This window comes from Microbacterium sp. B35-30, from assembly GCF_010634855.1.
Classification (GTDB): domain Bacteria; phylum Actinomycetota; class Actinomycetes; order Actinomycetales; family Microbacteriaceae; genus Microbacterium.
In genome coordinates this window covers 100,647-123,703 of record NZ_MWLQ01000017.1, presented here as the reverse complement: position 1 = coordinate 123,703, position 23,057 = coordinate 100,647, and the positions used below count along the sequence as shown (strand labels likewise).

The window sequence follows — 23,057 nt, the reverse complement described above, 5'->3', positions numbered from 1 at the left end:
CAGTGTAGGTCACGGATGCCGGCTTCATTCACCCGTCCGTAACCTGCAACGCAACGTGTGAATCGAATCATCCGCGCGCGAGGAGAGACAGTGACCAGATATCTGAGACAACGACAGCGGCGATTCACCCCGCCGCGAGTGACGATCGCGCTGGCAACCGCCGTCGCGCTCGCAGCCACGGCGGCACCGGCCGGCGCGTTCGCTGCGACCGTTCCCGCGGCGCCGGGCGGCGTCTTCACCGTGGCTCCCGTGGAAGACGGCGGCGAGGCCCGCGGCGGCATGGAGGTGACCCGCGCAGAGGATTCGCAGGCCGCCACCCCGGAAGCGGGTGAGCCCCAGACGTATGTGGTCCAGATGGAACTCGCGCCGGTCGTCGCCTACGACGGCGGCGTGGATGGACTGAAGGCGACGAAACCCCACGGCGGCTCCAAGATGGATCCTGCCGACGCCGCGGTGGAGGCGTACAGCACCCACCTCAAGGGGCAGCAGCGAGCCGCCCTGGCGAAGGTGAAGGGGAGCGCGCCCTCGTACAGCTACGTCTACAGCTTCAACGGCTTCGCGGCCGAGCTCACCCCCGCGCAGGCCGCCGAACTCGAGGCGCAGCCCGACGTGGTGGCGGTGCATCCGGATGAGGCCGTCGAGGCGGACACGTCGTCGACGCCGAGCTTCCTCGGACTGGACGGCGAGGACGGCCTGTGGGGCCGGCTCGGTGGTCCCGCGGGCGGGAAGAAGTCGCCCGGAGCGGGTGAGGACATCGTCATCGGCGTCATCGACAGCGGCATCTGGCCCGAGGTCGGCAGCTTCTCGGACCGTGACGCGTCGAACAAGCTCGCCTATCAGGGCAAGCCGGAGGGCTTCCGCGGCACCTGCGCGTCGGCCGAGACCGTCGGCGACGACTCGTGGGACACCAACCTCTGCAACAACAAGCTGGTCACGGCGCAGTACTTCAATGCTGCGTGGGGCGGCAACGAGGGCGTTGCGAAGCAGCTGCCCTGGGAGTTCCTCTCACCCCGCGACTACAACGGCCACGGCACGCACACCGCGTCGACCGCCGGCGGCAACCACGGCATCGACGTGACCGGGCCTGCCGACCCGTTCGGTGAGATCTCCGGCATCGCACCTCGCGCGCGGATCGCGTCGTACAAGGCGCTGTGGTCGGTCGAGGACGGCTCCACCGCGAACGGCTACACCTCCGACATGGTGGCCGCCATCGACAAGGCCGTCGCCGACGGCGTCGATGTCATCAACTACTCGGTGTCGGGATCCAGCACGGACTTCCTCGAGCCCACGGAGGCGGCGTTCCTGAATGCCGCGGCCGCCGGGATCTTCGTGTCGGCATCCGCCGGCAACGACGGCCCTGATGGGGCCACGGTCGCCCACCCCGGGCCCTGGCTCACCACCGTCGCCGCCGGCACCCACGACCGTACGACGACGGGCGCCGTGGTGCTGGGCAACGGCGCGCGCTATGCGGGCGTCTCACTCAGCAGCGCGGCGGTCGGCCCAGCCCCGCTGATCACCGGAGCCGCCGCGCGCGCCGCCGGTGCCTCGGCTGTCTCCGCGGTGCGCTGCTATCCGGCGAGCGCCAACAACGGCAAGCCCGGCCTGGACCCCGCCAAGGTCACCGGCAAGATCGTGCTCTGCGAGCGCGGCGGCGACATCGCCCGCGTGGACTCTTCACGCGCGGTCGCGGAAGCGGGTGGCATCGGCATGATCTTCGTGAACGCGTTCGAGAACTCCCTCAACGCCGACTTCCACTCGGTGCCCACCGTGCATCTGCAAGATACCGACGCGAGTGCGATCAGCGCCTACGCGGCGTCCGCCGGAGCGACCGCGAGCATCGAGAAGGCCGTCATCGCGAACGGGGGTGCCGCGCCCTACACGGCCGGGTTCTCTTCTCGCGGCCCGCTCGTCGCCGGCAACGGCGACGTGCTGAAGCCGGACGTGATCGCACCGGGACAGGACATCCTGGCCGCCGTGGCGCCTCCCGGTCAGGGCGGGATGGACTTCAATCTGATGAGCGGCACGTCGATGGCGGCGCCGCACGTCACGGGACTGGCCGCGTTGCTGCAGGACCTGCACCCCGATTGGTCTCCGATGGCGATCAAGTCGGCGCTGATGACCACCGGGTCGGACGTCCTGGACGGCGAGTCCTCCAGCGATCCCAACCTCATCTTCAAGCAGGGTGCCGGACACGTGCAGCCGACCAGCGCGGCGGATCCCGGCCTGGTCTACGAGAGCGGTGTCGACGACTGGCTGGCGTTCCTGTGCGGTTCGACCCGCAATGTGCCGGCCGACACCTGTGACGGCCTCGAGGCGGACGGGCGCTCGCTGGACCCGAGCGACCTCAACACACCGTCGATCGGCATCGGTCTCCTCGACGGCACCCAGACCGTCACCCGCACGGTGACCAACGTCGACGACCGGGCCGCGACTTACACGGCGTCGGTCACCGGCCTCGCCGGAGTGGCTGCCAGCGTCGAGCCGAGCACTCTCACCATCGCGCCGGGCGAGACCGCGTCGTACGCCGTCACCTTCACGGCCGGCGAAGAGACCGCGGTGTTCGACTACCTCGCAGGGCAGCTCTCCTGGACCGACGGCAGCCACACCGTGAGGTCGCCGATCGTGCTGCGGGCGAAGCAGCCGGGTGACGAGGACTGGTCCGCTCGCTACGACGGCGCCGGCGGGCAGTGGGGGAACTCGACGGATGTCGGCAGCGAGGTGCTCCTTCACCCCGACGGTCACCGGGTCTACATGAGCGGGTTCGCCCGGCCCCCGTCGGCAGGCGCGCTCGTGGCCGACTTCCTGACAGCAGCGTACGACCCCGAGACCGGTGACGTGCTCTGGGAGGAGCAGTGGGATGCGACCGGCAACGGCGGTGGCGACGAGCCGACCGGCTTCGGGATGAGCCCCGACGGCGAGACGCTGTACGTCGCCGGAACCAGCGGTGCCGACTACCTGACCGCGGCCTACGACGGGGCAACGGGTGAGCGGCGATGGGAGGCTCGTCTCGATGGTCCGGGCGCGGCCTACGACTCGCTCAACGACCTGGTCGTCAGCCCGGACGGCGCGACCGTCTACGTCACCGGGTACCAGAACGTGGGCGAGTCGCAGCTCGACTACGCCACCGTGGCCTACGACGCCGCGACCGGTGAGCAGCGATGGGTCGCGCGGTACGACGACCCGGTGAGCGGCACGGACGACGCGCGTGGCATCGCGGTGAGCGACGACGGTTCGACGGTCGTGATCACCGGGCAGAGCCAGGGTGAGAACACCGGTCTCACCGACTGGGGCACCGTCGCCTACGATGCCGCCACCGGCGAGCAGCTGTGGGATGTCCTGCGGAACGGCTCCGAGGGCATGGTCGACATCGCGGAGAACATCGCAATCACCGGTGACACCGTGATCGTCGCGGGTGGTGTCGCCAACACCGACCGTCAGAACGATTGGGAGACCGTGGCATATGACCTGGCGACCGGCGAAGAGCGCTGGGCCCTCGGGTACGGAGAGGCGCTCACGGATACGCCGCAGTCACTTGCCCTGAGCCCCGACGGCAGCACGGTCGTGGTCGCCGGCAACGTGGAAGGCGGCTCCAGCATGGACTACGCGACGGTCGCCTACGACGTGGCCAGCGGTGAGCAGCGGTGGGCTGCGCGGTACGACGGCACCGCCCACGGGACGGACATCGCCTGGGACGTCGCGCTGACCGAGGACGGCACGCGCGCCGTGGTCACCGGCGAGTCCGCGAACGTCGACACGGGCTGGGACTACCTCACGATCGCGTACGACATGGGCACCGGCGAGCAGATCTGGTCGGCGGGGTACGACGCGGCGGGAGCCGGCGACGGGGCGAACGGCGTGGCTGTCGACCAGACGGCCGATGGTTCGCGACGCGTGTTCGTCACCGGCGTCAGCACCATCCCGTACGGACCGGAAGGGCTCGACAGCAACATGGACGCAGCGACGGTGGCCTACTTCGACCCGTTCGAGTAAGCGACCCAGGCGCGGCCGCCGGGAGAGGATTCGTTCCTCGCCCGGTGGTCGCGCCGTTTCCGCGTCATCTCCGACGTCAACCCGCACGCCGCGACAGAGAAGGGTGACGACGCGCGTCGCACCGCGTTAACGATGACGGATGCCGCAGCCGAGGGCTGCGGCATCCGTCATCGTCCTTCGCTCTGACAGTGGCGGGGAGCGCCGGCGCGGCAGATGGGGTGACAGCCGGCGCCAAATCGTCAAGACTGGACGGGTGACCTTGACCGCTGACGACAGGACCATACGCGGCGCATGCCGACGTGATGACCCCTGACGTCGTGGGGTGGGCGGCTCTTCGGCCGCGTCCCACCGACAGGACTGGTGCTGCTGGGCATCCTCAGCGTCCAGCTGGGCTCCGCCCTCGCAAAAAGCCTCTTCGACGCCGTCGGCAGCTTCGGCACGGTGACGCTGCGGCTGTTCTTCGCGGCGGTCATTCTGCTTCTCGTCTGGCGCCCGCCGCTGCGGATGACGCGTCGTGCGTGGGGGAGCGTGATCGTCTACGGCGCGGTGCTCGCGCTGATGAATCTGCTCTTCTATCTGGCGCTCGCCCGGATTCCGCTCGGGATTGCTGTGAGCATCGAACTGCTGGGCCCGCTCGCGGTCGCGCTCGCGGGCTCGAGGCGCTGGCGCGATGCCGCCTGGGCGCTCCTCGCGGCGGCCGGCGTCGTGCTGCTGATGGAAGGCGGCGGAGACCTCGACCTGCTCGGAGTGCTGTTCGCGGTCGGGGCCGGGGCGTGCTGGGGTCTGTACATCCTCGCCAGTGCCGCGCTCGGCCGCCACACCACCGAGGGGAACGGCCTCGCACTGGGGATGGCGGTCGCGGCGATCGTGGCGGCACCCGTCGGCCTCGCCGAGAGTGGAGCGGCGCTGGTGCACCCGGGGGTCCTGGCGGCGGGGCTGGGCGTGGCGGTGCTGTCGTCCGTCATCCCTTACACGCTCGACCTCGAGGCCCTGCGCCGGATGCCGCCACAGCTGTTCGGGATCCTCATGAGCCTGGAACCTGCCGCCGCGGCCCTCGTCGGGCTGGTCGTGCTGGGGGAGTCGCTGTCGCCGGCGCAATGGGCTGCCGTGCTCTGCGTCGTCGGGGCGTCGGCCGGTGCCGCACTCGGCGCGCGTTCCGTGCCGCGACGGTTGGCGGATGACGCGGACGGGGGGTGAATGACCGAGCGGCCCGATCGTCGACTGGGAGAGAGCACATCTGGGCGACCCTCTCAGAGAGTTGTCGCGGGCCGCATGGGGGCATCACGGAAAGACCCGCGGTCGTTCGAGGTCATGGTCGGGGGGTATGGTGCTGATCCCAGTGCGGTGAGGGCGTGGAATGCGATCCACGCCGCCGAGCTCTGGCTGTGTTTCTCGGAAGCCAGGCCAATCCGAATGTCTCGATCAACTCATCGTCGAACTGCGAAGCTGGCCCGCCCGCTAGCACAGAGGTCCGCTCCAGTGAATAGCGCTCGTCTCGCCGAGTCAGTGAATAGTTTGGATCGCATGAAGTCGACGATCGCGGGTACGACCATGCCGATTCTCGAGCTGACGCTCGAGTCTGGGGAGAAGATCGTCGCTGAGGGCGGTGACGTCGCGTGGATGTCGCCCGGCTTCGCCTTGGACACCTCGACCGTGCACGGCACCGGCGGGCAGGGCGGTTTCATGAGCGGTCTCAAGCGGGTGCTCGGCGGCGCGCAGTTGTTCCTGACCGAGTACACGGCTCCCGCGCAGGGCGGGCTGCTCGCGTTCGCCGCGCAGCTGCCGGGCACGATCCGACAGCTCGACATCGACGCCGCGGATTCGTTCATGGTCCAGCAGGGTTCGTACTCGGCGAGCACCGCCGGAGTCGAGGTGTCGGTCGGGCTGCAGAAGAAGCTCGGCGCCGGCATCTTCGGCGGCGCGGGAGTGGTCTTCCAGAAGCTGGCCGGGAACGGCACGGCGTGGGTGCAGCTGGCCGGGGAGATCACCGAGTACGAGCTGACGGCCGGTCAGTCCCTGCTCATTCATCCCGGGCACCTCGCGATGTTCGAGGCCGAAATGAACTTGGAGTTCAGCTCGGTGAAGGGCATCAAGAACAAGTTCTTCGGTGACTCGCTGTTCCTTGCGGAGATCCATGGACCGGGTCGCATCTGGCTGCAGTCGATGTCGCCGGCGAAGCTCGCCGCCGCCATCGAGCCCTACTTGCCCGATCGTTCGTCGAATTCCAGCAGCAGTTCCTGACCCTGCAGGGTGCGAGAACGTCGTTCCCCGTGCGGCGTGCCCAGGCCGATCGGAAATGCCCATGGCAGCCGGCGCGTTGGCTGACGACATGCGAACGATCGTCTACTCCCGCACCGGCAGCTCGTCCGTCCTCTCGCTTGCAGAGCGTGAGCCCGCTCTCCCCGGGCCAGGGGAAGTGCGCGTGAGGGTCGCCGTTTCAGGCGTCAACCCGACCGATTGGAAGGCGCGCGCAGGAAGCGGAGCGAAGCCGGCGTTCGACGAGGTCGTGCCGAATCAGGACGGCGCCGGGGTGGTGGATGCCGTCGGCGACGGTGTGACGGAACTCGCGGTCGGCGACCGCGTGTGGTTGTACCTCGCCCAGCACCAGCGCCCGACCGGCACCGCGCAGGAGTACACGGTCGTCCCGGCCGCGCGGGCGGTGAAGCTGCCCGACGGCGTCGGCTTCGATGTCGCAGCGAGCCTCGGCGTGCCCGCGATGACAGCGCATCGGGCGCTCACCGTGCACGAGTTCGGGCCCGCACGGCTGTCGCCGGGCTCGCTCGATGGACGCGTCGTGCTGGTCGCCGGGGGAGCGGGCGCGGTCGGTCACGCCGCCATTCAGCTCGCGGTGTGGGCGGGCGCGACTGTGATTGCGACGATCTCGAGTGAAGAGAAGGCCGCGCTGGCGCGAGCCGCGGGCGCCCACCACATCGTGAACTACCGCGACGACGCCGCCGCCGAGCAGGTCGCCGCGCTCGCACCCGGCGGCGTCGACCACATCGTCGAGGTGTCGATCGCGCAGAACGCGGGTCTCGACGGGCAGGTCGTCGCCAACCACGGCTCGATCGCGTACTACGCCGATAACGGCGGCGAGGAGACCACCATCCCCGTGCGGCCGACCTTCGCGAAGAACGTGCGGATCCAGGGGCTGCTGCTGTACACGGTGGGCGAAGGCGCCTTGTCAGCTGCAGCCGAGGACATCACCGCGGCCCTGCGCGACGGCGCGCTTCCCGTCGGTGAGGGCGCCGGACTGCCACTCACCTGGTTCCCGCTCGAGGAGACGGCGGCGGCCCACGACGCCGTCGAGAAGGGCGCCGTAGGCAAGGTGCTCATCGACGTCTCCGGCGAGAACAACTGACTGCCGACCGATGCGCGGCTCAGGGCGGCGGCGGCCATCCACGTCGGGGAGATCTGGCGCCGGGTGGTGGCAGTTCCGCGATTGACGTACTCGTCGCAGTCTGCGGAGTGATCGAGATGGTGCCGCGGGCTCCTCGGGGCGAGGAGCCCGCGTCGTTCGTCAACCGGACGCGCCCTTGCGTGGCTTGATGAACGCTCGTGACTCCTGGCTCGAGCGCTTCTCGGCGCGCTTCTCCTTGAGCGACGACTGAGCGACCTTCTTCGCGTCGCGTGCTCGCGGCGATCTGTCTGACATGACGACTCGCTTCCCCTGGTTGGCTGGCGGGTGAACCCCCGACCATAGCCGTCTTCCCAGGGAAGTCAACTCGGTGCGCCGGATCTGCGGAAATCCCGCTGACTTGCCTTTTTCTGGAACCGGGCTATGGTGATGGCCATGATCACGATGGCCCGCCCGCACCGCACGGAGCGTCTCACCGACGCCTCCGTGGTGACTGCGGTGGTCGACATCGCAGGCGCCCGCCACGAGGTGCTGCCGCCCCGGCGGACCGACGCGGACGGACTGTTCGTGCAGCCCACCCGTCGCGTCGCGCCCCCGTAGGACCCGATTCCATCGATCGGTCCAACCGGACACCCAGCGCGTCGCACATGCGGCGCTTTTTTTGTACCCAAGGAGCACACCATGACCATCGAAAGTACTGAGGCCATCCCTCTTGCCGGGGCGCAGCGCGAGCTCGAGCGACAGCTAGAGGAGCGGCTCGCGGCCCTTCAAGAGATCGAGCCCTTCGCTCTTCCGAGCATCGACCCGGTCGCCTATCAGACGGCGGCATCCCACCGCGTCACGATCGAGCAGATCACCGCGGCGTTGAATCGGATCAACCAGGGGACATATGGCCGATGCACCCGGTGCGGTCGGCAGATCGCACCCGCGCGGCTCGAGGTGCTCCCGTACGCGGCCGCCTGCATCGAATGCCAGAGCCATGCCGAAGCCGCGTAGCCGCAAGCCCATCGACATCCCCTCCTCCCCGCCGGTCGCGCGCCTCCGGGTCGCCGGCGCCCATCACGAAGCAGCAACCATGACCTCCTTTTCTGCCCGGGTTCTCGTTCGAGCGGGCGCGCTCTTTCGTCCGCGCGGTGACCGTCTCGTCGTGCATCGCCGACTCGTCGATCGTCACTCTGAGACACCGCCGGGCTCGACTGTTGCTCTGGGCTTTTCGGGCGCCGGCCCGGCGAGCACCTTCCGCGGTGCGACCGCGCGCTTCGTCGCGCTCGGCTGAACCCGTTCAGCTACGAGCGCGATCACGTGCCGGCTGGGTCGCGGTGGGTGGCGCTTCCGCGGACGACAACGACACCCTCGACCGGCCGTACTTCGGAAGAGCTCGCCGCAACCAATCTGCCGCCCGGCCCGGCACGCGATGACCCGCGGGTCTCGCCACCGTGCGCGCATCTGGCCGGTCTGCCGCCGACGCTGTGCTCCATGCCGCGCGCACCGCGCTCACCGACTTCGGCGGCTTCGCCCGTCAGCACCTCGGGTGATTCCGCAGGTGGGTGGCACGAGCGCGCTTGTTCTCCCATCATGGTGACGAAGGGCATGGCTGTGAGCGCTCAAGCTCTCCGCGGCGTCGCCCTTCATCCGGCAAGGGGATGTCGGTGGCCGCCCGTTGACCTGACGGCACACCTTCGCTGAAGGAGGGAGACACCGATGAATGGAATCGGATGCCGACTGCCGGGCGCCCTCGTGATCGCGGCGTCGGTCCTCGCGCTGTCGGGGTGCTCACTGATGATCCCCGTCGGGCCGATGACCTCCGAGGAGCGAGACATCGACGAGGTGTCGCATGTGGTCCTCGACACATCCGGTGATCTCGTCGTGTCGGAGGGGGAGCCGGCACTCACGGTGCACGCTCCGGAGGGGGTGATCGAGCGTCTCACTTCCGAGGTAGACGGCGACACCCTCGTACTGGCCGCCGAGCCTGGCTTCACGATGGGGCTGGGCGACGTGCGGTACGAGCTGACCGTGCTCCGGCTGGAGCTGATCGAGCTGAACGGCTCCGGCGATGTCGAGGCGACGGTCTCCGCAGACGGCACCGTACAGCTCGACCTCGATGGCTCGGGCGACGTCGACTGGTCGGACCTCGACGCCGATCGTGTCGAGGTACGGCTGTCCGGGTCGGGCGACGTCGTCCTGACGGGCTCCGCCGCCGAGCTCTCCGTCGACCTGGAGGGCAGCGGCCACGTCGACGCCCAAGAGCTCGAGGCGCAGGATGCCGTCGTCAACCTCTCCGGATCGGGCGAAGTCGATGTTTCGGCGAGCGACAGTCTCTCCGTCGACCTTTCGGGCAGCGGTCAAGTCACGTACTCCGGCGACCCGAGCACCGACGTGCGCGTGTCGGGCTCGGGAGACGTTGTGCAGCGCTGAGCGGGAGAGGACTCACGACCCGACGCGACGGCGGGAGTCGAAACTCCGGTTGGCTGGTGTCCGCGGCATCCGTTTGAGTGCGGAATCTCACGGGTCGGGGCGTTCTGCTCCGGAAAATCAAGGGCTTCCGCCCCCTGGAGTGTCTTGTCTCGTTCGGTCTCGATCAGCCTTCTGGGTTGCGATCTGCACGGCTTGTGTCCATCTCGTGTCCACGATGGAGGCGACTGCTACCGCCCAGCTAGCGCACAGCCAACAGTCCGCCGACACGTTACGAGCGCGCACTCGTCCGGCGATCCTAGGATCCGCCGACGCCATTGAGTGGCACTGGTTGGCTAGGCCAGTTGCTGCTCAGCGCTTCATGAGCCTTTGCGGGTCTGCATATGGCGTGTCCAGGTAGCCCGAATCTCGTAGCCGCTTCACGAGCAGGTCGATCGGTCGCCGCATCGAACGACGGAACCAGTCCCGATCGCCGAGCAAGCGAACTAGGTGGGGACTGAAGGCATAGTACGCGGCAACGAAAGCGCGGCCCGCCGCATTCGTTATGAGACGTGTATCGCGCCAGCGACGCAACACCCAGACCTCGGGGCAGTCGTAGTTGCCGTATACGGCAGTGGCGACGTAGCACCCCCCGGAACGGCTGGTCGGGGTAGCTGAAGCAGGCGCCGACGCGCTTGCACGGTGGGTGCTACCCGCAGACATTGGCTCTTCGGGTCGAACCGCGTTGGTCGTTGAGGAGACCTCCACTTGCAACGACGCGAGCATCTGCTTCTTCTCCTCTGAGATGAGGAGCCATTGGCCGGCTGCCGTGAGCACGCCCCGGAGGTAGTCCGCTACTCGCTGAGTTCCCACGGCGGACAGTGACCGACCATCGGCTTGGAAGAACTCAGGTCCGGCTGGCACTTCCTTCGCATAGACAGTCCAGGCGCGGCCATCCGGGCCTTCGAGGCGCAGGTGGTCCAGATCTGACCTCTCAGCCAGTTCCGATTCTGCTCTTGCTGCGAGTTCCCGCTTTGCCGGGTCGCCCTCATGCCCTGAGAAGAGCGGTCCACCGACTGTAACTCCGAGGAACGAGGGGAAAGTGCACAGCAGGGCCCGCTCCCGCTTGCGATCAATAAGGACGAGCACGCTGTCCAGGATCAAGCCCGACACGGTATGGAGCGCTCTGTACGCTTCGACTCCGACGGGGTAGGTGTATCGGCCCTTGGCCGCGTCCTGATAGTGATCTGTGAGTGTCGATGTCCAGTACTTCCAGTTGCCCCACCAGGTCATGTGCGCGGGCAGTCCAGCTTGGTACCAGTCAGGCATTGTTCCCCAGATCTCGAATGCCGATATCAGTTTGCTCCACCGTAGTGGGTGCGCATTGCGGCGGCGACTGCATTCTTGGAGGCCCGCATGCGCAGCCTTGGTGGTTGCAGTATCCACGACGCAAACGTTCGGTCCCGCCTACGCCACTACCGAACGGGTCGCGCTCGTGCGGTCGGATCCGATTGATCGAGTGGTGACGTAGGTCGCTGGTTCGACACTCCATGCCCAGTCGCGGAAATCAGTTTGGCAGTCGGAGCGGAACGCATCACCCACCCGCTGGCCTGCCCACATTCGACGTCATGCCGACCAGCCACCCTGCCGCGCGAGCCTTCTGGATCCAGTCCGAGGCAGTGCGCTCCGGCACTTCGAGTTCGAGCGCGATGAGCTTGACAGGCGGAAGGTCCGCGAGCGCTGCTGTGCCGTAGAGGATCTCGATGACCTCCCACCGCTCGTCCTTCATGCCTCGCTTCACGACGGCTTGCGCCATCCATGGGGGGATGATGCGGCCCTCTGCAGTCGTGAGGTCCGCGACCGTCGTCCACGGTGCCTCGGGATCCTCGTGGAGTTGAAGAGCGACGCAGTGGGGGATGGCGACTTGCAGGATCGCCTGCGGCGCTGCGTGCTTCAAACGATCCTCGTTGAAGTCCTCGGCGATCGCGCGGTTGACGATGGTCGTGATGATGTAGCGGCCGCGGACTGCGCTGTAGTGAGCCTCGATCGTGGTCTCGACTCCAGTCGCCTCGTCGACGGCCGTGGCGACGAAGGCTGGTGCAATTCGCAGCGCGGATCCGACCGACTGCGAAGCAGCCTCCGCCGACATCGTCTTGCCATCGGGTGTCTTCACGTCGACCTTCACCCCCTCATCTTGTCCTACTGCGGAGGAGTTCTGCAGAAACCTCTTGACTAAGGATACGCATTAGGGGTGTACTGCTGTCAAACGTCCGATTGAATCCGCAAAAGGAGGCGACCTCCATGACGACAGCGATGAACTCTGACACTTCCGGTCTCAGCCACGTCTTCTTGAGCCCAGACGAACTCGCGGCGGCTTTGCCCGGCGTGACCAAGAACACCCTCGCGATGTGGCGATACGAGGGCAAAGGGCCGCGCTATCGCAAGCTCGGCCGCATCGTGGTCTACGCGCTCGATGAGGTCGAGGCCTGGATCGAGGACGGTGCTCGGGACGGCGGCGCTCATGCTCACTAGGCATCAGCTGCAGCATCCCGGACTGCATGCAGGCTCGTCGGCGGAGGTGATCACTGTCTACACGACCGGGCCTGCGTGCATGCGGTGCACGCTGACCAAGAGGATGCTCGCGCAGAAGGGCGTTCGATTCATCGAGGTCGACATCCGAGACAACCAAGCTGCGCGTGAGTACGTTGTCGACGATCTCGGATACACCGAAGCGCCAGTCGTCGTCGTCAGCGATGAGGACCACTGGAGCGGGTTCCGTCCCGACAAACTCGATGGTCTCGCTTCGCGACTGGGGATCCTCTGATGAGCCGACTGAGCACGCCGGTGAAGGGGGAGAGTCTCGCCGAAGCCGGGGAGTGGATCCGCGCAGCGGCGCCGATCCGCGGTGCTCGCGCCACGGATGAGGATTGCCGCATCCGTCGCCAACTGATCAACGAGGCTCTCGCGGCGCGCGCAGTCGAGTCGGGTGACCGCAACTGGCACACGGCTCAGCTCATCGACGGTCACGTCGTTGGAGTGTGGGCGCACTCCGCGGAGGAGGCAGAACTGGACCTCACCGTGTGGTGTGGCGTCCGCTGCCACTGGATCGTCACGGATCCGGGATGCCGGCTGTTCCGGGAATACTTCCCGCGTGGCAAGCGGTCGGCGGCCGAGGCCGATCGTCGGTTCCCGCTGGCGCCGCCGCGCAGAATCCGTGATCGGTTCGCACCAGTCGATTCGCTGCTCGACGAAATCTGGGCACAGCCTCGGTCCGACACGTCGATGGCGAGGTGAAGACCGTGACCGACGACGAAGCCGAGCGCCTCGAGCGCGAAAGCGAAGACATCCGCCTGCAGATCGCGCACGCGCGTGCTGCGCTTCACAACCGCGAGAAGCAGCGCAAGGAAGCGCGCCGGCAGTATGCGCGCGACTACTACGCACAGCGCCGCGAGGAGTATCTCGAGTACCAGCGGCAGTATCGAGCCGAGCTGCGGGAGAAGGATCCGGAGGCGTACCGGCGGGGCAAGCGGGAGCGGAATCAGCGCTGGCGCGACAAGCACAAGGATGAGGTCAACGCGCGGCTCCGCGAGAAGTACCGCGAGCATCCCGAGAAGCATCGCGAACGTCGGCGCGAGTTCTACGCCGAGCACGCTGAAGAGCAACGGGCGCGCCGTCGCGAGTACTACGCCCGCAACAAGGAAAAGCAGAATGCCGTCCACCGCGCGTGGCGCGACCGCGAGAAGCGTCGACGCGAGGCAGGGCTGCCGGCGCGCCGCATCCATCGCACCTCGAGAGACGAGCGATTCGCGAACCGCGCAGCCGCTGACGAGTTCTTCTCGCGGGCGTGGACGAAGGAGGAGCTTGCGGTGGCGATGAAGGACGTCGAGACGCCCGCCGAGGCGTGGGCAGCGTGGAAGCGCGATTGCCTCAAGGCTCGTGCCGCGTACACGCTGGCACTGCAGAAGCAAGAGTTGGCGCGACTGCAGAAGGAACTCCGCCGCGCGAAGCCCGGTCCCAAGCCGAAGCCGCGTCCGACGCCGGAACAGATCGAGGAGGCCCGGATGAATGCCATCGCTCGACAGATCAACGAACGACTGCGGCACCGCGAACAGCCGCGCCGACCGCACCACCTCGACCCCGCTGCGCCGCACCCGATGCTGCAGCCGAACAACCCGATGGGAGTGAGGCGATGAGGACGATCGACCGCAGCCAGACCGAGAAGGTGCTCTACCGCGCCGCGATCTGCGCGTTCTCCTACTACCCGGAGAAGCCCGAACAGGAGCCCGGATACGACGTCGAGGAGGACGTCGCGTGGTGCACGGCGCCGTTCGAGAAGCGACTGCCGCAGCCAGATCTCGAGGTCTTCCGAGATGTGATCCGGATGCTGATCACCGTGCCGACGGCAGACCGGCGGCCGTTCATCCAGAAACTGGCTGCGCTGTCAGGTGAGGAATAGAGAGTCGGTCCTTCCTGGCGGCTGATGGTAGCGACCTGCGCCGTGCTCCGTTCCGGCCCTGCGGCATATCCTCCCTCGCTGCGCTCAGTCCGGTAATCCTCGGGCTCGGCACTGCGCACGCCTCCGGTCGCGATGTGAGCCACTGCCAGGAAGAACCCGAGGAGTGGTCAGGGGCGGTCGGGAGACGCTGCAAGGCAGCGTTGAACCGCGTTCGCGCTCACCCCGAGCACGCGGGCAATATGCGTCACCGGCCGGCCGAGATTCCGAAGCTCCAGTGCCATCGCGACTCGCTCCGGAGTCATGACGGTCGGGCGACCGGGGCGCCGGCCCTCGGCGGCCGCGGATGCCATCCCCGCCCGAGTCTGGAGGCTCGATAGCCGACGTCGCAGTGACTCGAGCGCAGCGAACACGTCTGCCGGATCGACCTGCACTCCGGTGGAGAGGGCCGACTCAGAGAGCGAACGGAAGCGAACGTCTCTTGCCGACAGCCCCGCGATCGCACCTAGGAACTGTGGGACGGTCGGTGCGAGCATCGCCGCGCTGGTGACGATGAGCGTGTCGCCGGGCTGAAGAGACTCGAGGCACGCGCGAAGCCCGGTGCACTTGGTTGAATCGGCAGAGTCGTCATCCGTGAACACAGCAGTGGCGCCGGCGAGCATCAGTTGCTCCGCATCCGACGTCGTCCCTAGTCCCGGTGCGAGCGCGCGCGAGTAGCCGACTACTCGGTTCACCGCGAGATACCCCCACGCTCCGGACCGACAGGCACGATCACCGGCGCCGCGACATCCACTGCCTGCTCCCGCGGGAGCGAACGGCGCAACGCGACGAGGTTCGCCACCGTCTTCTGCTCGATCGCGATCGTGAACTTGCCATCGCTCGGAACGTGCAACTCAGGAATCACCTCGCGAAGCGCCACCTCGTGCAGATCCACAAGCAGGTCGGTCACGCCGCGCGGGAGATCGCGACGGGATGCCGCGAATCCGGTGACGTGGTGCAGTTCGCTCAGCCACTGCGTGGCGTCGAACCGGCTCAATCGGGCTGACTGGGCATCGTCGAGCGCCGCACCGGCGCCGCGGAACGCCTCATCGCCATCGACACTGTGAGCATCGAATGCAGTCTGGCCATTCCGCTTCAGGATCGTCAGGCGGTCTACCGATGCCGCATCCCCTACGGCCTCGACGAGCTTGCGCGTCGCCTCGAAGGCTCGGTCATGAGCATCACGGCTCACTAACCGAGCGGGGCCGGAGGACTGAACGTCGCGAAGGTAGAGGGATGCAACCGACAACAGACTCTCAGCACGTCGGGATGCCACGACGACGACGCGCGTCTGGAACCCCTCGCCCGCGAACCGCTCGGCCGTCCCGATAGCGACCTTCGGGTCGAGGAACGCTCCCTCGAGCACCAGCGAGTATTTGTTCTCACGCGCGTAGCGGATGCAGTCGCGAACCCACCCGGCTGTTGCGCGTGCTAGCCCATCCCGGTCTTCCGATGTGAGTGGATGACCGCGTTCAGCGAAGCGAGGATGGAAGGCTCTCAGGTCGTCCCCGCTAACGACGGCCGTCCCCGACCCGTGCTCGGCGACGACAAGGCCAACTGTGCGCGTTCTCCCCGCGCCTGGCTGGCCCGCAAGGAGCGTAAAGCTAGGGGGGGCGCCGCGCAGTTCGGTGTCGGGAAAGTACAAGGGCAGGATGCTGCGGCGCAGGATGTCGTCGTGCTCACCATCCTCGAGCGCCCACTCGCTCATGGCTTCGGCTCCTCCAGGTCCGCGATGCGGCATCTGATGCGCGCGGCAAGTTCAGACACCGCGATGCGATCGTGCCCATCCACGTGTAGAACGTCGTGCCGGAAACGGACTAGCTCCACGGGTACACCGGAGCCCTCGGATTGAGCCATCAGAAGGAGCGCCGCAAGTCGAGTCGCAGACTCGCGCATCGCGTCGTACTCGACGACGTCGTTGGCCCGCCACGCCGAGGTCCCAGCCAATTGTGCCTCCCGCGCTAATGGTATCGGCGCGCTGCGGAAAAGGGGCTGGACGTATATTGGCGCCGGTTCATGCGGACTCGCACACAGTCCGGAGGGGCGGACGTCGATGCCGTTGTATAGGCTCGCGTCGGGGAAGCGCTTGCGCTCATGTAGGACGATGATGGGGAGAGTTCAGCGTTGGATTCGGGGTGTGCGCGATGGAGCGGATATCCGGCAGGTCAGCTGCCGTTTCGCGGGTTAGGAGATGCTGAGTGAGGGTTGGCAGTTTCGTAACCTTCGCAGGTGCACCGGGCATTGGCCGGGTTGGGCAGGCTGAAGACTCACAAATCAGGGTTGACTTCTTCGAGTCGCCGGCAGAACCTCGGGCTGACTCGGTGTGGAAGACCGTGTCGATCGTTCGGAGGGTCCAACTGGAGGAGGAGACGCGTGTCTTCTTTCAGGATGGGAAAAGGCGTTGGCGTGCCGGTCGAGTGATCGGAGCGAAGGACGGGTTCTACTACATCAAGGTTCCGAACGTCGACGGGCGCGTGGAGATCGACGAGTGGAACCTCTACACACGATGGGACAAAGCGCCCCGCGATCCGCTGCAGGTATTGCTCAGCGGAGCCAATGAGACACCGCGTTATCGGGACGCCCGCGAACCCGTTCGACGACTCCTACTGGAGGAGCGCGCCGCGACGGCCTCTGCAACGGGGATCATGTCCGCCGGCGTTCGGATTCACGCTCACCAGGTCAGCGCCGCACTTCGCATCATCCGTGATCCCGTTCAGCGCTACTTGCTTGCGGACGAAGTTGGCATGGGCAAGACCATCCAAGCCGGCCTTGTCATGCGGCAGTTGCTCATCGACCAACCTGGGCGACGCATCGGCGTGATCGTGCCAGACGCGCTGATCGCGCAGTGGCGCTCCGAACTCCGAGACAAGTTCCACCTCGATGACTTTCCCATCGGGCCCGGCGGGTCGCCGTACGAGATCTTGGGTCACTCCGAAGTTTCGAGCTGGCGCGATCTTGGAGACGTTGACCTTCTGGTGGTCGACGAGGCGCACCTCCTGGCGAAGACAAACTCGCCGGACTCGTCGCCATACGCTGAACTGGCGGCGGTCGCACACGCTGCACCTCGAGTGCTTATGCTCTCCGCGACTCCGTTCGCTCGTAGCGCCACTACGCACCTCGCCCTACTGCACTTGCTCGACCCGCAGTTGTTCCGGTGGGAGGAGCGAGACCAGTTCCAACGGTTGCTCTCAGCACGGCGTGAGCTCGCTTTCGCGGTCTTCGGCCTAGATCCGGACCCGGACCCCGACAACCCTGAGTTGCTCGAGCTTCAGTTCGACGAGATCCGCTCGCTGATTCCCGAAGACGAGGTCCTCCAGGAAGCCATGTCCCGTACGATGGCCGTCTTCGGAACCAGGGGCGAGACCCCACAGGTCGATGAGGAAGCGCTCCGCACCGCCGTAGAGGCAGTCCGCACTCACATCTCAGAGACTTATCGACTTCACCACCGAGTGATTCGCAATCGACGTCACGAGATCGCTCGCCAGAAGTTGGACGATGACGGATTGCTGACGCCGTTCGAATTCACCGGCCGGACACGCCCGAAGGCTATCCGTCTCGAGGCAAGCGTGGAGGACGAGGCCGGCGCGCGCGCTGTTGCGGCGTGGGCGGCAGGCTGCGCCGCCGCAATCCTTGACCACAACATTGACGCGGCACGGTATGGCCAGGTGCTGGGGGTGCTGGCTTCGCGCGTTGGTGGGCCTGTCGATGATCTCATCGAGATTCTGGAGTATCGCTCGGGCGCGGGCGCTGATGACTCTGTGCTGGACCCGGCAGAGCGCTCGGTACTCGATGCTGCGCCCATCCACGAATTCGAATCGCAGGTTCTGACCCAACTCAGGGACCTGAGTAGTTCCGACGGTCTCCAAGCCCTCGTCGGCGCCCTCATCGCCCGCCTGAACCCGTCCGATCGCACCCTGGTCTTCTGCGGCCGCGGATCCTTGGGCAAGAAACTCGTCGCGGCAGCTCGCAATGCTCCTGACTTCGCATCCCCTGTGCACGCGCACCTCCGCGAACAATCCGAGGCCCAACGGGAACACTCAATGGGTGCATGGCGGACCTCGGGCGGCCTGCTGGTCGTCGATGAAAGCGGTGAGGTCGGGAAGAACTTTCAGGACGCGGCCGTCGTCTTCCACGCGCGACTGCCATGGAGCCCGAATGCGCTTGAGCAGCGGATTGGTCGTGTTGATCGCTATGGCGACAACGCTGCCGCCCAGCAGTACGTCGTGGTCCCGGGTGAGCGTGGCGAGATCCTCGACTCTTGGCTACGGCTTCTCGCAACGGGGTTCGAGATCTTCAGCGATTCCATCTCCGCACTCCAGGAGGCAGCGGACGAGATTGCGCTCGAAGCATGGATGGTCTGCGCGACGGACGGAGTTGAGGCCTTCCTCGAACGCACCGAGGGGATCCGGGATCAACTTCGAAAGGAGCGGAGTCGAATCAATGAATTGGATGCGCTGGAGTCGAGTTTCGGTACGCACTCCGAGGGTGAGTCGATCGCGGCGTCGATCGCTCGCTACGAGGAGAGTCCCCGCGGCCTCGAGGATGCTTACCTCCGGTTGGTCACGGGCGCCGAAGGCTTCCGGCTGACGGCGTCGCGCGACAAGGGCGGAGCCCTCACCTTTGGTCGCGACGCCATGGAGCAACCGTTGTTCAGCCCGCGTCTGCTTGCGAGGTTGATGTCTGTCGATGCGGCGCGGACGGGCTCCTTCGACCGATGGCTTTTGCGTCCCCGCGAAAGACTCTTCCGTAGGGGCAATCCGTTCATCGACGGCATCGAAAGTCTTCTCAATCTCGATGACCGTGGACAGGCGGTCGCGATGTGGCGGCTCGATCCGCGTTGGCCGAACGACCCGTTCACGTTCTTCGGTTTCGACTTCCTCATCGAAGCGGATCTCGATCCGATAATCCAGGTCCTGGAGAGTGACGCCATCGCCGAACCGGTCGCGCGTCGGCGGGCGGATGCCGCGTTCCCTCCGCAGCGCCGGCGAGTCTGGGTCCCGGTCCACAACCGAGAACCCGTAACGAGCGCCAACTTCGCCGCCTACTTGGACCGCCCCTTTGAGAAGGGGCCGGACCAGAATCTGAATCATCAAAGGATTCCGGCTCTTCATTCGATTCTCGGCGGCGAACAGAATCTCGCCCCCAACGCGACGGCGTGCTTCGAGGCAGCGCGTCGCCACGTCGGCATCCTTGCGGACGTCGTCGAGGTGTCTGAGCAGGCTGCGCGGAAGGTGCGACGCGAGACTGAGGTAGTTATCGCGCAGAGTCGAGCTCGGGCGCGAGCCACGGGGCTGGTAGGTGATCCTTCCGCACTCGAGTTTGAGGTTGCGATCGGGGGAGCACTCGAAGCCGGAGTCAACAATCCCGTCATTCGATTGAGCGGCGTGACGTGCGTCGTGGTCTCGGCGCAGCCATGGAGGGCATATGTCGAGGGATGACATTTCGACCACCCAGTCCGCGCTTGATCGGTGGCCCGAAGCCGTATCGACCATCGGGCGAGACGTCTCGGATGCCTGTCGGCGCCTGCTCGACGCACTGAGGGGTTTGGAGGCGGGCAAGTCGGCATGGCGCGATGTGGCAGCGCTCATTCGACAGGTGCTTCTCACGGCTCAAGAGACGTATGGCGGAGATCGCGCTCTCGCCCTGCCAGACTCCCGACCATGGCCCACCGCAGCGCAATGGGAAGACCTCGAATGTCAAGCCACGAGACTGGCGGATGGACGTCTGTCCGTCCGGGCATTGGATTGGGAGCCTCCCGCAACTTCCGAAGGGGGCGATGTCGGCCGAGAGGCAGCGCGTCAACAGGTCCGAGACGTCTACCGGGACGTCGAACCCGACGAACTGCGCGTTATCGAAGCGGATCCGTTCTGGAAGGAAGCCCACCACTATCCGACGTATCGCGGTGAGCCGCAAAGGCAGGCCGCCCGAGCGGCCGTGCTCAATGACGAAGGCTCTCTGGTCATTTGTCTTCCCACTGGCCGCGGCAAGACGGCCGTCGCTTGGAGCAGGGTTCTCCTGTCGACAAGTGGGGTCACTGTCATTGTCGTTCCGACGGTCGTTCTTGCTCTAGACATGGAGCGCCGGACCCACGAGATGGCACGGGATCGGGGAATTCAACTCAGCCCGCTCGGTCGGTACGCCTATGTCGGTTCGCTCGACGCCGACACCAAGGCTCAGTTGCGCGAGGCGGTACGATCCGGGAGTCAGAGGCTCCTATATACATCTCCCGAAGCGTTCGTATCCGGACTCGCGCCGGCGATGCTCGCCTGCGCTGAGGCGGGGATGCTTCAGCAAGTCGTGATTGATGAAGCTCACCTCGTCGATCAATGGGGTACCGACTTCCGACCGGAGTTCCAGACCATGCCCGGCTTGATTCGAGATGCGTACGATAACGCTCCCCAAGGACGCAAGCCATCGGTCCTCCTCTTGAGTGCAACCCTCGCTCAGCGTCCGGTCGACCTCCTGACGACGCTCTTCTCCGTGGGGGAGGCGCGTGCCCAATTGGTGTGGGGGTCTGAGATCCGTACCGAGCCGGCATACTTCATCGACTCGCATGCTGAGGAAGACTCGCGCGTCGCAGCGGTTCTCAAAGCGGTCAGTTGCCTTCCGCGCCCACTGATTCTCTACGTCACCAAGGTCGAGGATGCGACCGCATGGGTTCGGCGGTTGAATGAGGCTGGCTTCAGTCGGGTCGGTGCTGTGACCGGTAAGTCGTCTGATGAACAGCGTCGAACGGTTATGGAGCAGTGGCGTAGCTCGGGCGGCGACGCGACTGGGTACGACATTGTTGTCGGAACGTCCGCGTTTGGCCTTGGGCTTGACATGCCCAACGTGCGCACCGTGATCCATGCCTGCCTCCCCGAGACGATTGACCGCTATTACCAAGAAGTGGGTCGTTCGGGGCGCGATGGAAGGCCCTCTATTGCGTACCTCTCTATCGGGCCAGGTGACCGCCGACTTGCTGAACGACTGAGTGACGTCACGATGATTGGTGACGAGGTGGGCTGGACGCGATGGGAGCAGCTTCGTCGCGGCGGTGTGGCGCTTAGTGGTCTTCGATTTCGGGTGCGAAAGAGTTCACTCCCGGAACACCTTGACAAGGGCTACGGGCGCAGCGCGGCATGGAACGTAAGGACCCTCACCCTCATGGCTCAAGCGGGCATCATTGAACTACGGGTGCCCCAGTTCACGCCAGATCCGCTCGCCTCATCGGACGAGGTGGAGGAGGCGCGCGCAAAGTTCTTCGACGAGGTCGAGGACTACATCGAGTTTGAGTTGAAGAACGGCGAGTACCTCAGTCGCAGCGGGTGGACCTCAGCGATGGGAAAGGTGCGCGACCAGGTGAGAGAGGCGCAACGTCACGCCTTGTCGTCATCGCTGGGACTCGCGACGGGCGCAGAGTGCGTCGGTCGACGCATTGCAAAGCACTATCGAGTCTCACACCGGGGCGGCCAGCTCATCACGCAGTCGGCGTGCAGGGGTTGCCCGTCCTGCCGACGTGATCCGTCGTCGGCGCCACCAAATCCACCGGAACCCGTTCCGAGCCTGCCTGAGCCGGGGCCGGTGCCGGATCCGTTGGCAAGGTGGCGCGGAGAAAGCGCGACGCTGTTCGTCTGGTATGACGACGGGGAAGACGTCGAACCACTTATGGTGCGGATGGCGCAACGCCGCGTTCACGTCTTCGCCGGGTTGAGCGCGCAGGCTGCTCTGCGACTGCAGCGCGCCGCGGCACACACGCCGATAGTGCTGGATGACCCAACCTCCGTGGCTCCTCTGGCACAGTCGTACTCAGGACCTGTCGCCTTCATCCTTGAGGAGTCCCATATTCCGGGCGAGGCGCTGGATCGCAATAGCTTGGGAGACGTGTCTTACATCGTGGGGCCAAAGGACACCCCCAACCCGGACCGGCCAGGCTGGCCGCGCCGTGACGCGCAAGACTCGATCTCCGCACGCGCACTCATGAAGGAACTTTGACGTGGACGTCCTAAACCCGAGCCCAGCGCTCTGCCTGCCACAAACCATGTGGTTGACATACCAGGTGATTATGAACTCGCCAGGACTCGGCCCCGACGATGTCATTGCGATGGTCGCGCCGGAGGGTCTCGCCTCGCAAACGCAGCATGGCAAGCGGGCCCTATCTGGATTGCGCGACTTCCGCTTGGTGGAGCAAGACGACGACGGCGCCCTTTCGGCGGAGCCCATTGGCAGTGCCTCTCAGTTCCTGCGTGTCCTTCGTCGACGTGCCGTCGTCGCGCCATTGGACCAAGGTGCTGACTTCGTTGGCGCGCCTGACCTCCGCGCCGGACTCATATGGCTGATGAGACAGGCCCCGATGCTTCCACTCGACTACGACACGGTGCAGACGGAGGCGACGGCAAATCCGTTCGTGAACGACACCCGCTGGAATGGATTTCGGCTGTGGAGCCAGGCTTTGGGTTTCAGTCGGCCGGCGTTGGGAGCACTGTCCAAGAACGCAAACCGGGGGGCAAAGATTGTTCCCGATCCGACTGAGGCCCTCATCGATGCGATTCGCGCACCTTTTGGTGACCCCCTTCCACGTGATCAACAACTCCCCATCGGACAGTTGCTGAGTTTCTTGCGCACCGAGTTGCCGGTGCTGCCTGGTCACCCGAGCGCTACGTATGAGGGCATGCCAGTGGACGACGACTCCAGCCTGCGCGTGCTCGGTCTAGCCCTGTCGAGCGCCGAACAGCGGGGCGTTTTGACCATGGCCTATCAATCTGACCCGTCGGGGGTCATGGCACTACCCGATGCGCAGGACTTCGGCCATAACCGCTACGTCTCGACAGTGGCAGTCAAGGGATAACG

At 66.1% G+C, this 23,057-nt stretch carries 21 protein-coding genes; 16 read left to right on the top strand and 5 right to left on the bottom strand.

The features are described from left to right. Positions 1–90: 90 nt before the first annotated feature. The 4 genes from B2K11_RS20760 (at position 91) to B2K11_RS09665 (ending at position 7,348) form a co-directional block, all read left to right on the top strand. Complete coding sequence (locus B2K11_RS20760; protein WP_163618068.1) at positions 91–3,990, top strand: S8 family serine peptidase; 3,900 nt, start codon at positions 91–93, stop codon at positions 3,988–3,990. 360 nt (positions 3,991–4,350) lie between these two features. After that, complete coding sequence (locus B2K11_RS09675) at positions 4,351–5,187, top strand: EamA family transporter (RefSeq protein WP_239525907.1); 837 nt, start codon at positions 4,351–4,353, stop codon at positions 5,185–5,187. Positions 5,188–5,514: 327 nt separating this feature from the next. After that, complete coding sequence (locus tag B2K11_RS09670) at positions 5,515–6,231, top strand: TIGR00266 family protein (protein ID WP_163618067.1); 717 nt, start codon at positions 5,515–5,517, stop codon at positions 6,229–6,231. An 88-nt stretch (positions 6,232–6,319) separates the two neighbouring features. Next, positions 6,320–7,348 carry an NADPH:quinone reductase gene (locus B2K11_RS09665; protein ID WP_163618066.1) on the top strand — a complete coding sequence of 343 codons (1,029 nt, stop codon included), beginning with the start codon at positions 6,320–6,322 and terminating at the stop codon, positions 7,346–7,348. A gap of 159 nt (positions 7,349–7,507) precedes the next feature. On the opposite strand, the gene B2K11_RS20755 is transcribed toward B2K11_RS09665, so the two are convergent. Next, positions 7,508–7,642 (bottom strand): hypothetical protein, encoded by a 135-nt coding sequence (locus B2K11_RS20755; protein WP_275575843.1) that lies wholly within the window; start codon positions 7,640–7,642, stop codon positions 7,508–7,510. A gap of 138 nt (positions 7,643–7,780) precedes the next feature. Between B2K11_RS20755 and B2K11_RS09660 the strand changes: the two genes are divergently transcribed. From B2K11_RS09660 to B2K11_RS09645, 4 genes are all read left to right on the top strand, one after another. Further along, positions 7,781–7,945 carry a hypothetical protein gene (locus B2K11_RS09660; RefSeq protein WP_163617974.1) on the top strand — a complete coding sequence of 55 codons (165 nt, stop codon included), beginning with the start codon at positions 7,781–7,783 and terminating at the stop codon, positions 7,943–7,945. Between the two features lie 81 nt (positions 7,946–8,026). Further along, positions 8,027–8,341 (top strand): TraR/DksA C4-type zinc finger protein, encoded by a 315-nt coding sequence (locus B2K11_RS09655; protein WP_163618065.1) that lies wholly within the window; start codon positions 8,027–8,029, stop codon positions 8,339–8,341. Then, positions 8,325–8,621, top strand: a complete 297-nt coding sequence (locus B2K11_RS09650) for a hypothetical protein (protein ID WP_163618064.1) — start codon at positions 8,325–8,327, stop codon at positions 8,619–8,621. Before B2K11_RS09655 ends, B2K11_RS09650 begins: the two co-directional genes overlap by 17 nt. Before the next feature lie 425 nt (positions 8,622–9,046). Next, positions 9,047–9,760: a head GIN domain-containing protein gene (locus B2K11_RS09645; RefSeq protein ID WP_163618063.1), complete on the top strand. Its 714-nt coding sequence runs from the start codon at positions 9,047–9,049 to the stop codon at positions 9,758–9,760. Between the two features lie 348 nt (positions 9,761–10,108). On the opposite strand, the gene B2K11_RS09640 is transcribed toward B2K11_RS09645, so the two are convergent. Together B2K11_RS09640 and B2K11_RS09635 are read right to left on the bottom strand one after the other, a co-directional pair. Then, positions 10,109–11,182: a CFI-box-CTERM domain-containing protein gene (locus B2K11_RS09640; RefSeq protein ID WP_163618062.1), complete on the bottom strand. Its 1,074-nt coding sequence runs from the start codon at positions 11,180–11,182 to the stop codon at positions 10,109–10,111. A gap of 148 nt (positions 11,183–11,330) precedes the next feature. Next, positions 11,331–11,909 (bottom strand): hypothetical protein, encoded by a 579-nt coding sequence (locus B2K11_RS09635; protein ID WP_239525906.1) that lies wholly within the window; start codon positions 11,907–11,909, stop codon positions 11,331–11,333. A 128-nt stretch (positions 11,910–12,037) separates the two neighbouring features. On the opposite strand from B2K11_RS09635, the gene B2K11_RS09630 reads away from it, so the two are divergent. Genes B2K11_RS09630 through B2K11_RS09610 form a run of 5 tightly spaced genes read left to right on the top strand, consistent with a single transcriptional unit; the run spans position 12,038 to position 14,192 of the window. Continuing rightward, positions 12,038–12,268, top strand: a complete 231-nt coding sequence (locus B2K11_RS09630) for a helix-turn-helix domain-containing protein (RefSeq protein ID WP_239525905.1) — start codon at positions 12,038–12,040, stop codon at positions 12,266–12,268. Further along, the gene (locus B2K11_RS09625; protein WP_163618061.1) at positions 12,258–12,560 is read left to right on the top strand and encodes a glutaredoxin family protein; all 303 of its coding nucleotides are present in this window, start codon (positions 12,258–12,260) and stop codon (positions 12,558–12,560) included. The genes B2K11_RS09630 and B2K11_RS09625 overlap by 11 nt, the downstream gene beginning before the upstream one ends. Further along, positions 12,560–13,030 (top strand): hypothetical protein, encoded by a 471-nt coding sequence (locus B2K11_RS09620; protein WP_163618060.1) that lies wholly within the window; start codon positions 12,560–12,562, stop codon positions 13,028–13,030. Before B2K11_RS09625 ends, B2K11_RS09620 begins: the two co-directional genes overlap by 1 nt. 5 nt (positions 13,031–13,035) lie before the next feature. Continuing rightward, a complete protein-coding gene (locus B2K11_RS09615; RefSeq protein WP_163618059.1) occupies positions 13,036–13,929 on the top strand; it encodes a hypothetical protein in 894 nt (297 codons plus the stop codon). Then, entirely contained in the window at positions 13,926–14,192 is a 267-nt protein-coding gene (locus tag B2K11_RS09610) for a hypothetical protein (RefSeq protein ID WP_163618058.1), read from the top strand. The genes B2K11_RS09615 and B2K11_RS09610 overlap by 4 nt, the downstream gene beginning before the upstream one ends. A gap of 167 nt (positions 14,193–14,359) precedes the next feature. On the opposite strand, the gene B2K11_RS09605 is transcribed toward B2K11_RS09610, so the two are convergent. Next, on the bottom strand, positions 14,360–14,851 hold the full coding sequence (locus B2K11_RS09605) for a recombinase family protein (protein ID WP_239525904.1): 492 nt from the start codon (positions 14,849–14,851) through the stop codon (positions 14,360–14,362). Between the two features lie 68 nt (positions 14,852–14,919). Beyond that, entirely contained in the window at positions 14,920–15,936 is a 1,017-nt protein-coding gene (locus tag B2K11_RS09600; protein ID WP_163618056.1) for a zeta toxin family protein, read from the bottom strand. Positions 15,937–16,426: 490 nt separating this feature from the next. On the opposite strand from B2K11_RS09600, the gene dpdE reads away from it, so the two are divergent. From dpdE to B2K11_RS09585, 3 genes are read left to right on the top strand one after another with little or no spacing between them, the layout of a single operon-like run. Then, the gene (gene dpdE, locus B2K11_RS09595) at positions 16,427–19,666 is read left to right on the top strand and encodes a protein DpdE (RefSeq protein WP_163618055.1); all 3,240 of its coding nucleotides are present in this window, start codon (positions 16,427–16,429) and stop codon (positions 19,664–19,666) included. Further along, positions 19,653–22,202, top strand: coding sequence for a protein DpdF (gene dpdF / locus B2K11_RS09590; RefSeq protein ID WP_163618054.1), 2,550 nt, complete (start codon positions 19,653–19,655; stop codon positions 22,200–22,202). Before dpdE ends, dpdF begins: the two co-directional genes overlap by 14 nt. A 46-nt stretch (positions 22,203–22,248) precedes the next feature. Continuing rightward, positions 22,249–23,055: a hypothetical protein gene (locus tag B2K11_RS09585; RefSeq protein ID WP_204260073.1), complete on the top strand. Its 807-nt coding sequence runs from the start codon at positions 22,249–22,251 to the stop codon at positions 23,053–23,055. Positions 23,056–23,057 lie beyond the last annotated feature (2 nt).

Excerpts from the sequence above, each read along its gene's own strand:
- B2K11_RS09605 (WP_239525904.1), bottom strand. The coding sequence starts at position 14,851 with ATGCTCGCCGGCGCCACTGCTGTGTTCACGGATGACGACTCTGCCGAT.
- B2K11_RS09645 (WP_163618063.1), top strand. The coding sequence starts at position 9,047 with ATGAATGGAATCGGATGCCGACTGCCGGGCGCCCTCGTGATCGCGGCG.
- B2K11_RS09620 (WP_163618060.1), top strand. The coding sequence starts at position 12,560 with ATGAGCCGACTGAGCACGCCGGTGAAGGGGGAGAGTCTCGCCGAAGCC.
- B2K11_RS09665 (WP_163618066.1), top strand. The coding sequence starts at position 6,320 with ATGCGAACGATCGTCTACTCCCGCACCGGCAGCTCGTCCGTCCTCTCG.
- B2K11_RS20755 (WP_275575843.1), bottom strand. The coding sequence starts at position 7,642 with ATGTCAGACAGATCGCCGCGAGCACGCGACGCGAAGAAGGTCGCTCAG.
- B2K11_RS09655 (WP_163618065.1), top strand. The coding sequence starts at position 8,027 with ATGACCATCGAAAGTACTGAGGCCATCCCTCTTGCCGGGGCGCAGCGC.
- B2K11_RS09600 (WP_163618056.1), bottom strand. The coding sequence starts at position 15,936 with ATGAGCGAGTGGGCGCTCGAGGATGGTGAGCACGACGACATCCTGCGC.
- B2K11_RS09660 (WP_163617974.1), top strand. The coding sequence starts at position 7,781 with ATGATCACGATGGCCCGCCCGCACCGCACGGAGCGTCTCACCGACGCC.
- B2K11_RS09630 (WP_239525905.1), top strand. The coding sequence starts at position 12,038 with ATGACGACAGCGATGAACTCTGACACTTCCGGTCTCAGCCACGTCTTC.
- dpdF (WP_163618054.1), top strand. The coding sequence starts at position 19,653 with ATGTCGAGGGATGACATTTCGACCACCCAGTCCGCGCTTGATCGGTGG.
- B2K11_RS09585 (WP_204260073.1), top strand. The coding sequence starts at position 22,249 with ATGTGGTTGACATACCAGGTGATTATGAACTCGCCAGGACTCGGCCCC.
- B2K11_RS09650 (WP_163618064.1), top strand. The coding sequence starts at position 8,325 with ATGCCGAAGCCGCGTAGCCGCAAGCCCATCGACATCCCCTCCTCCCCG.
- B2K11_RS09670 (WP_163618067.1), top strand. The coding sequence starts at position 5,515 with ATGAAGTCGACGATCGCGGGTACGACCATGCCGATTCTCGAGCTGACG.
- B2K11_RS09610 (WP_163618058.1), top strand. The coding sequence starts at position 13,926 with ATGAGGACGATCGACCGCAGCCAGACCGAGAAGGTGCTCTACCGCGCC.
- B2K11_RS09625 (WP_163618061.1), top strand. The coding sequence starts at position 12,258 with ATGCTCACTAGGCATCAGCTGCAGCATCCCGGACTGCATGCAGGCTCG.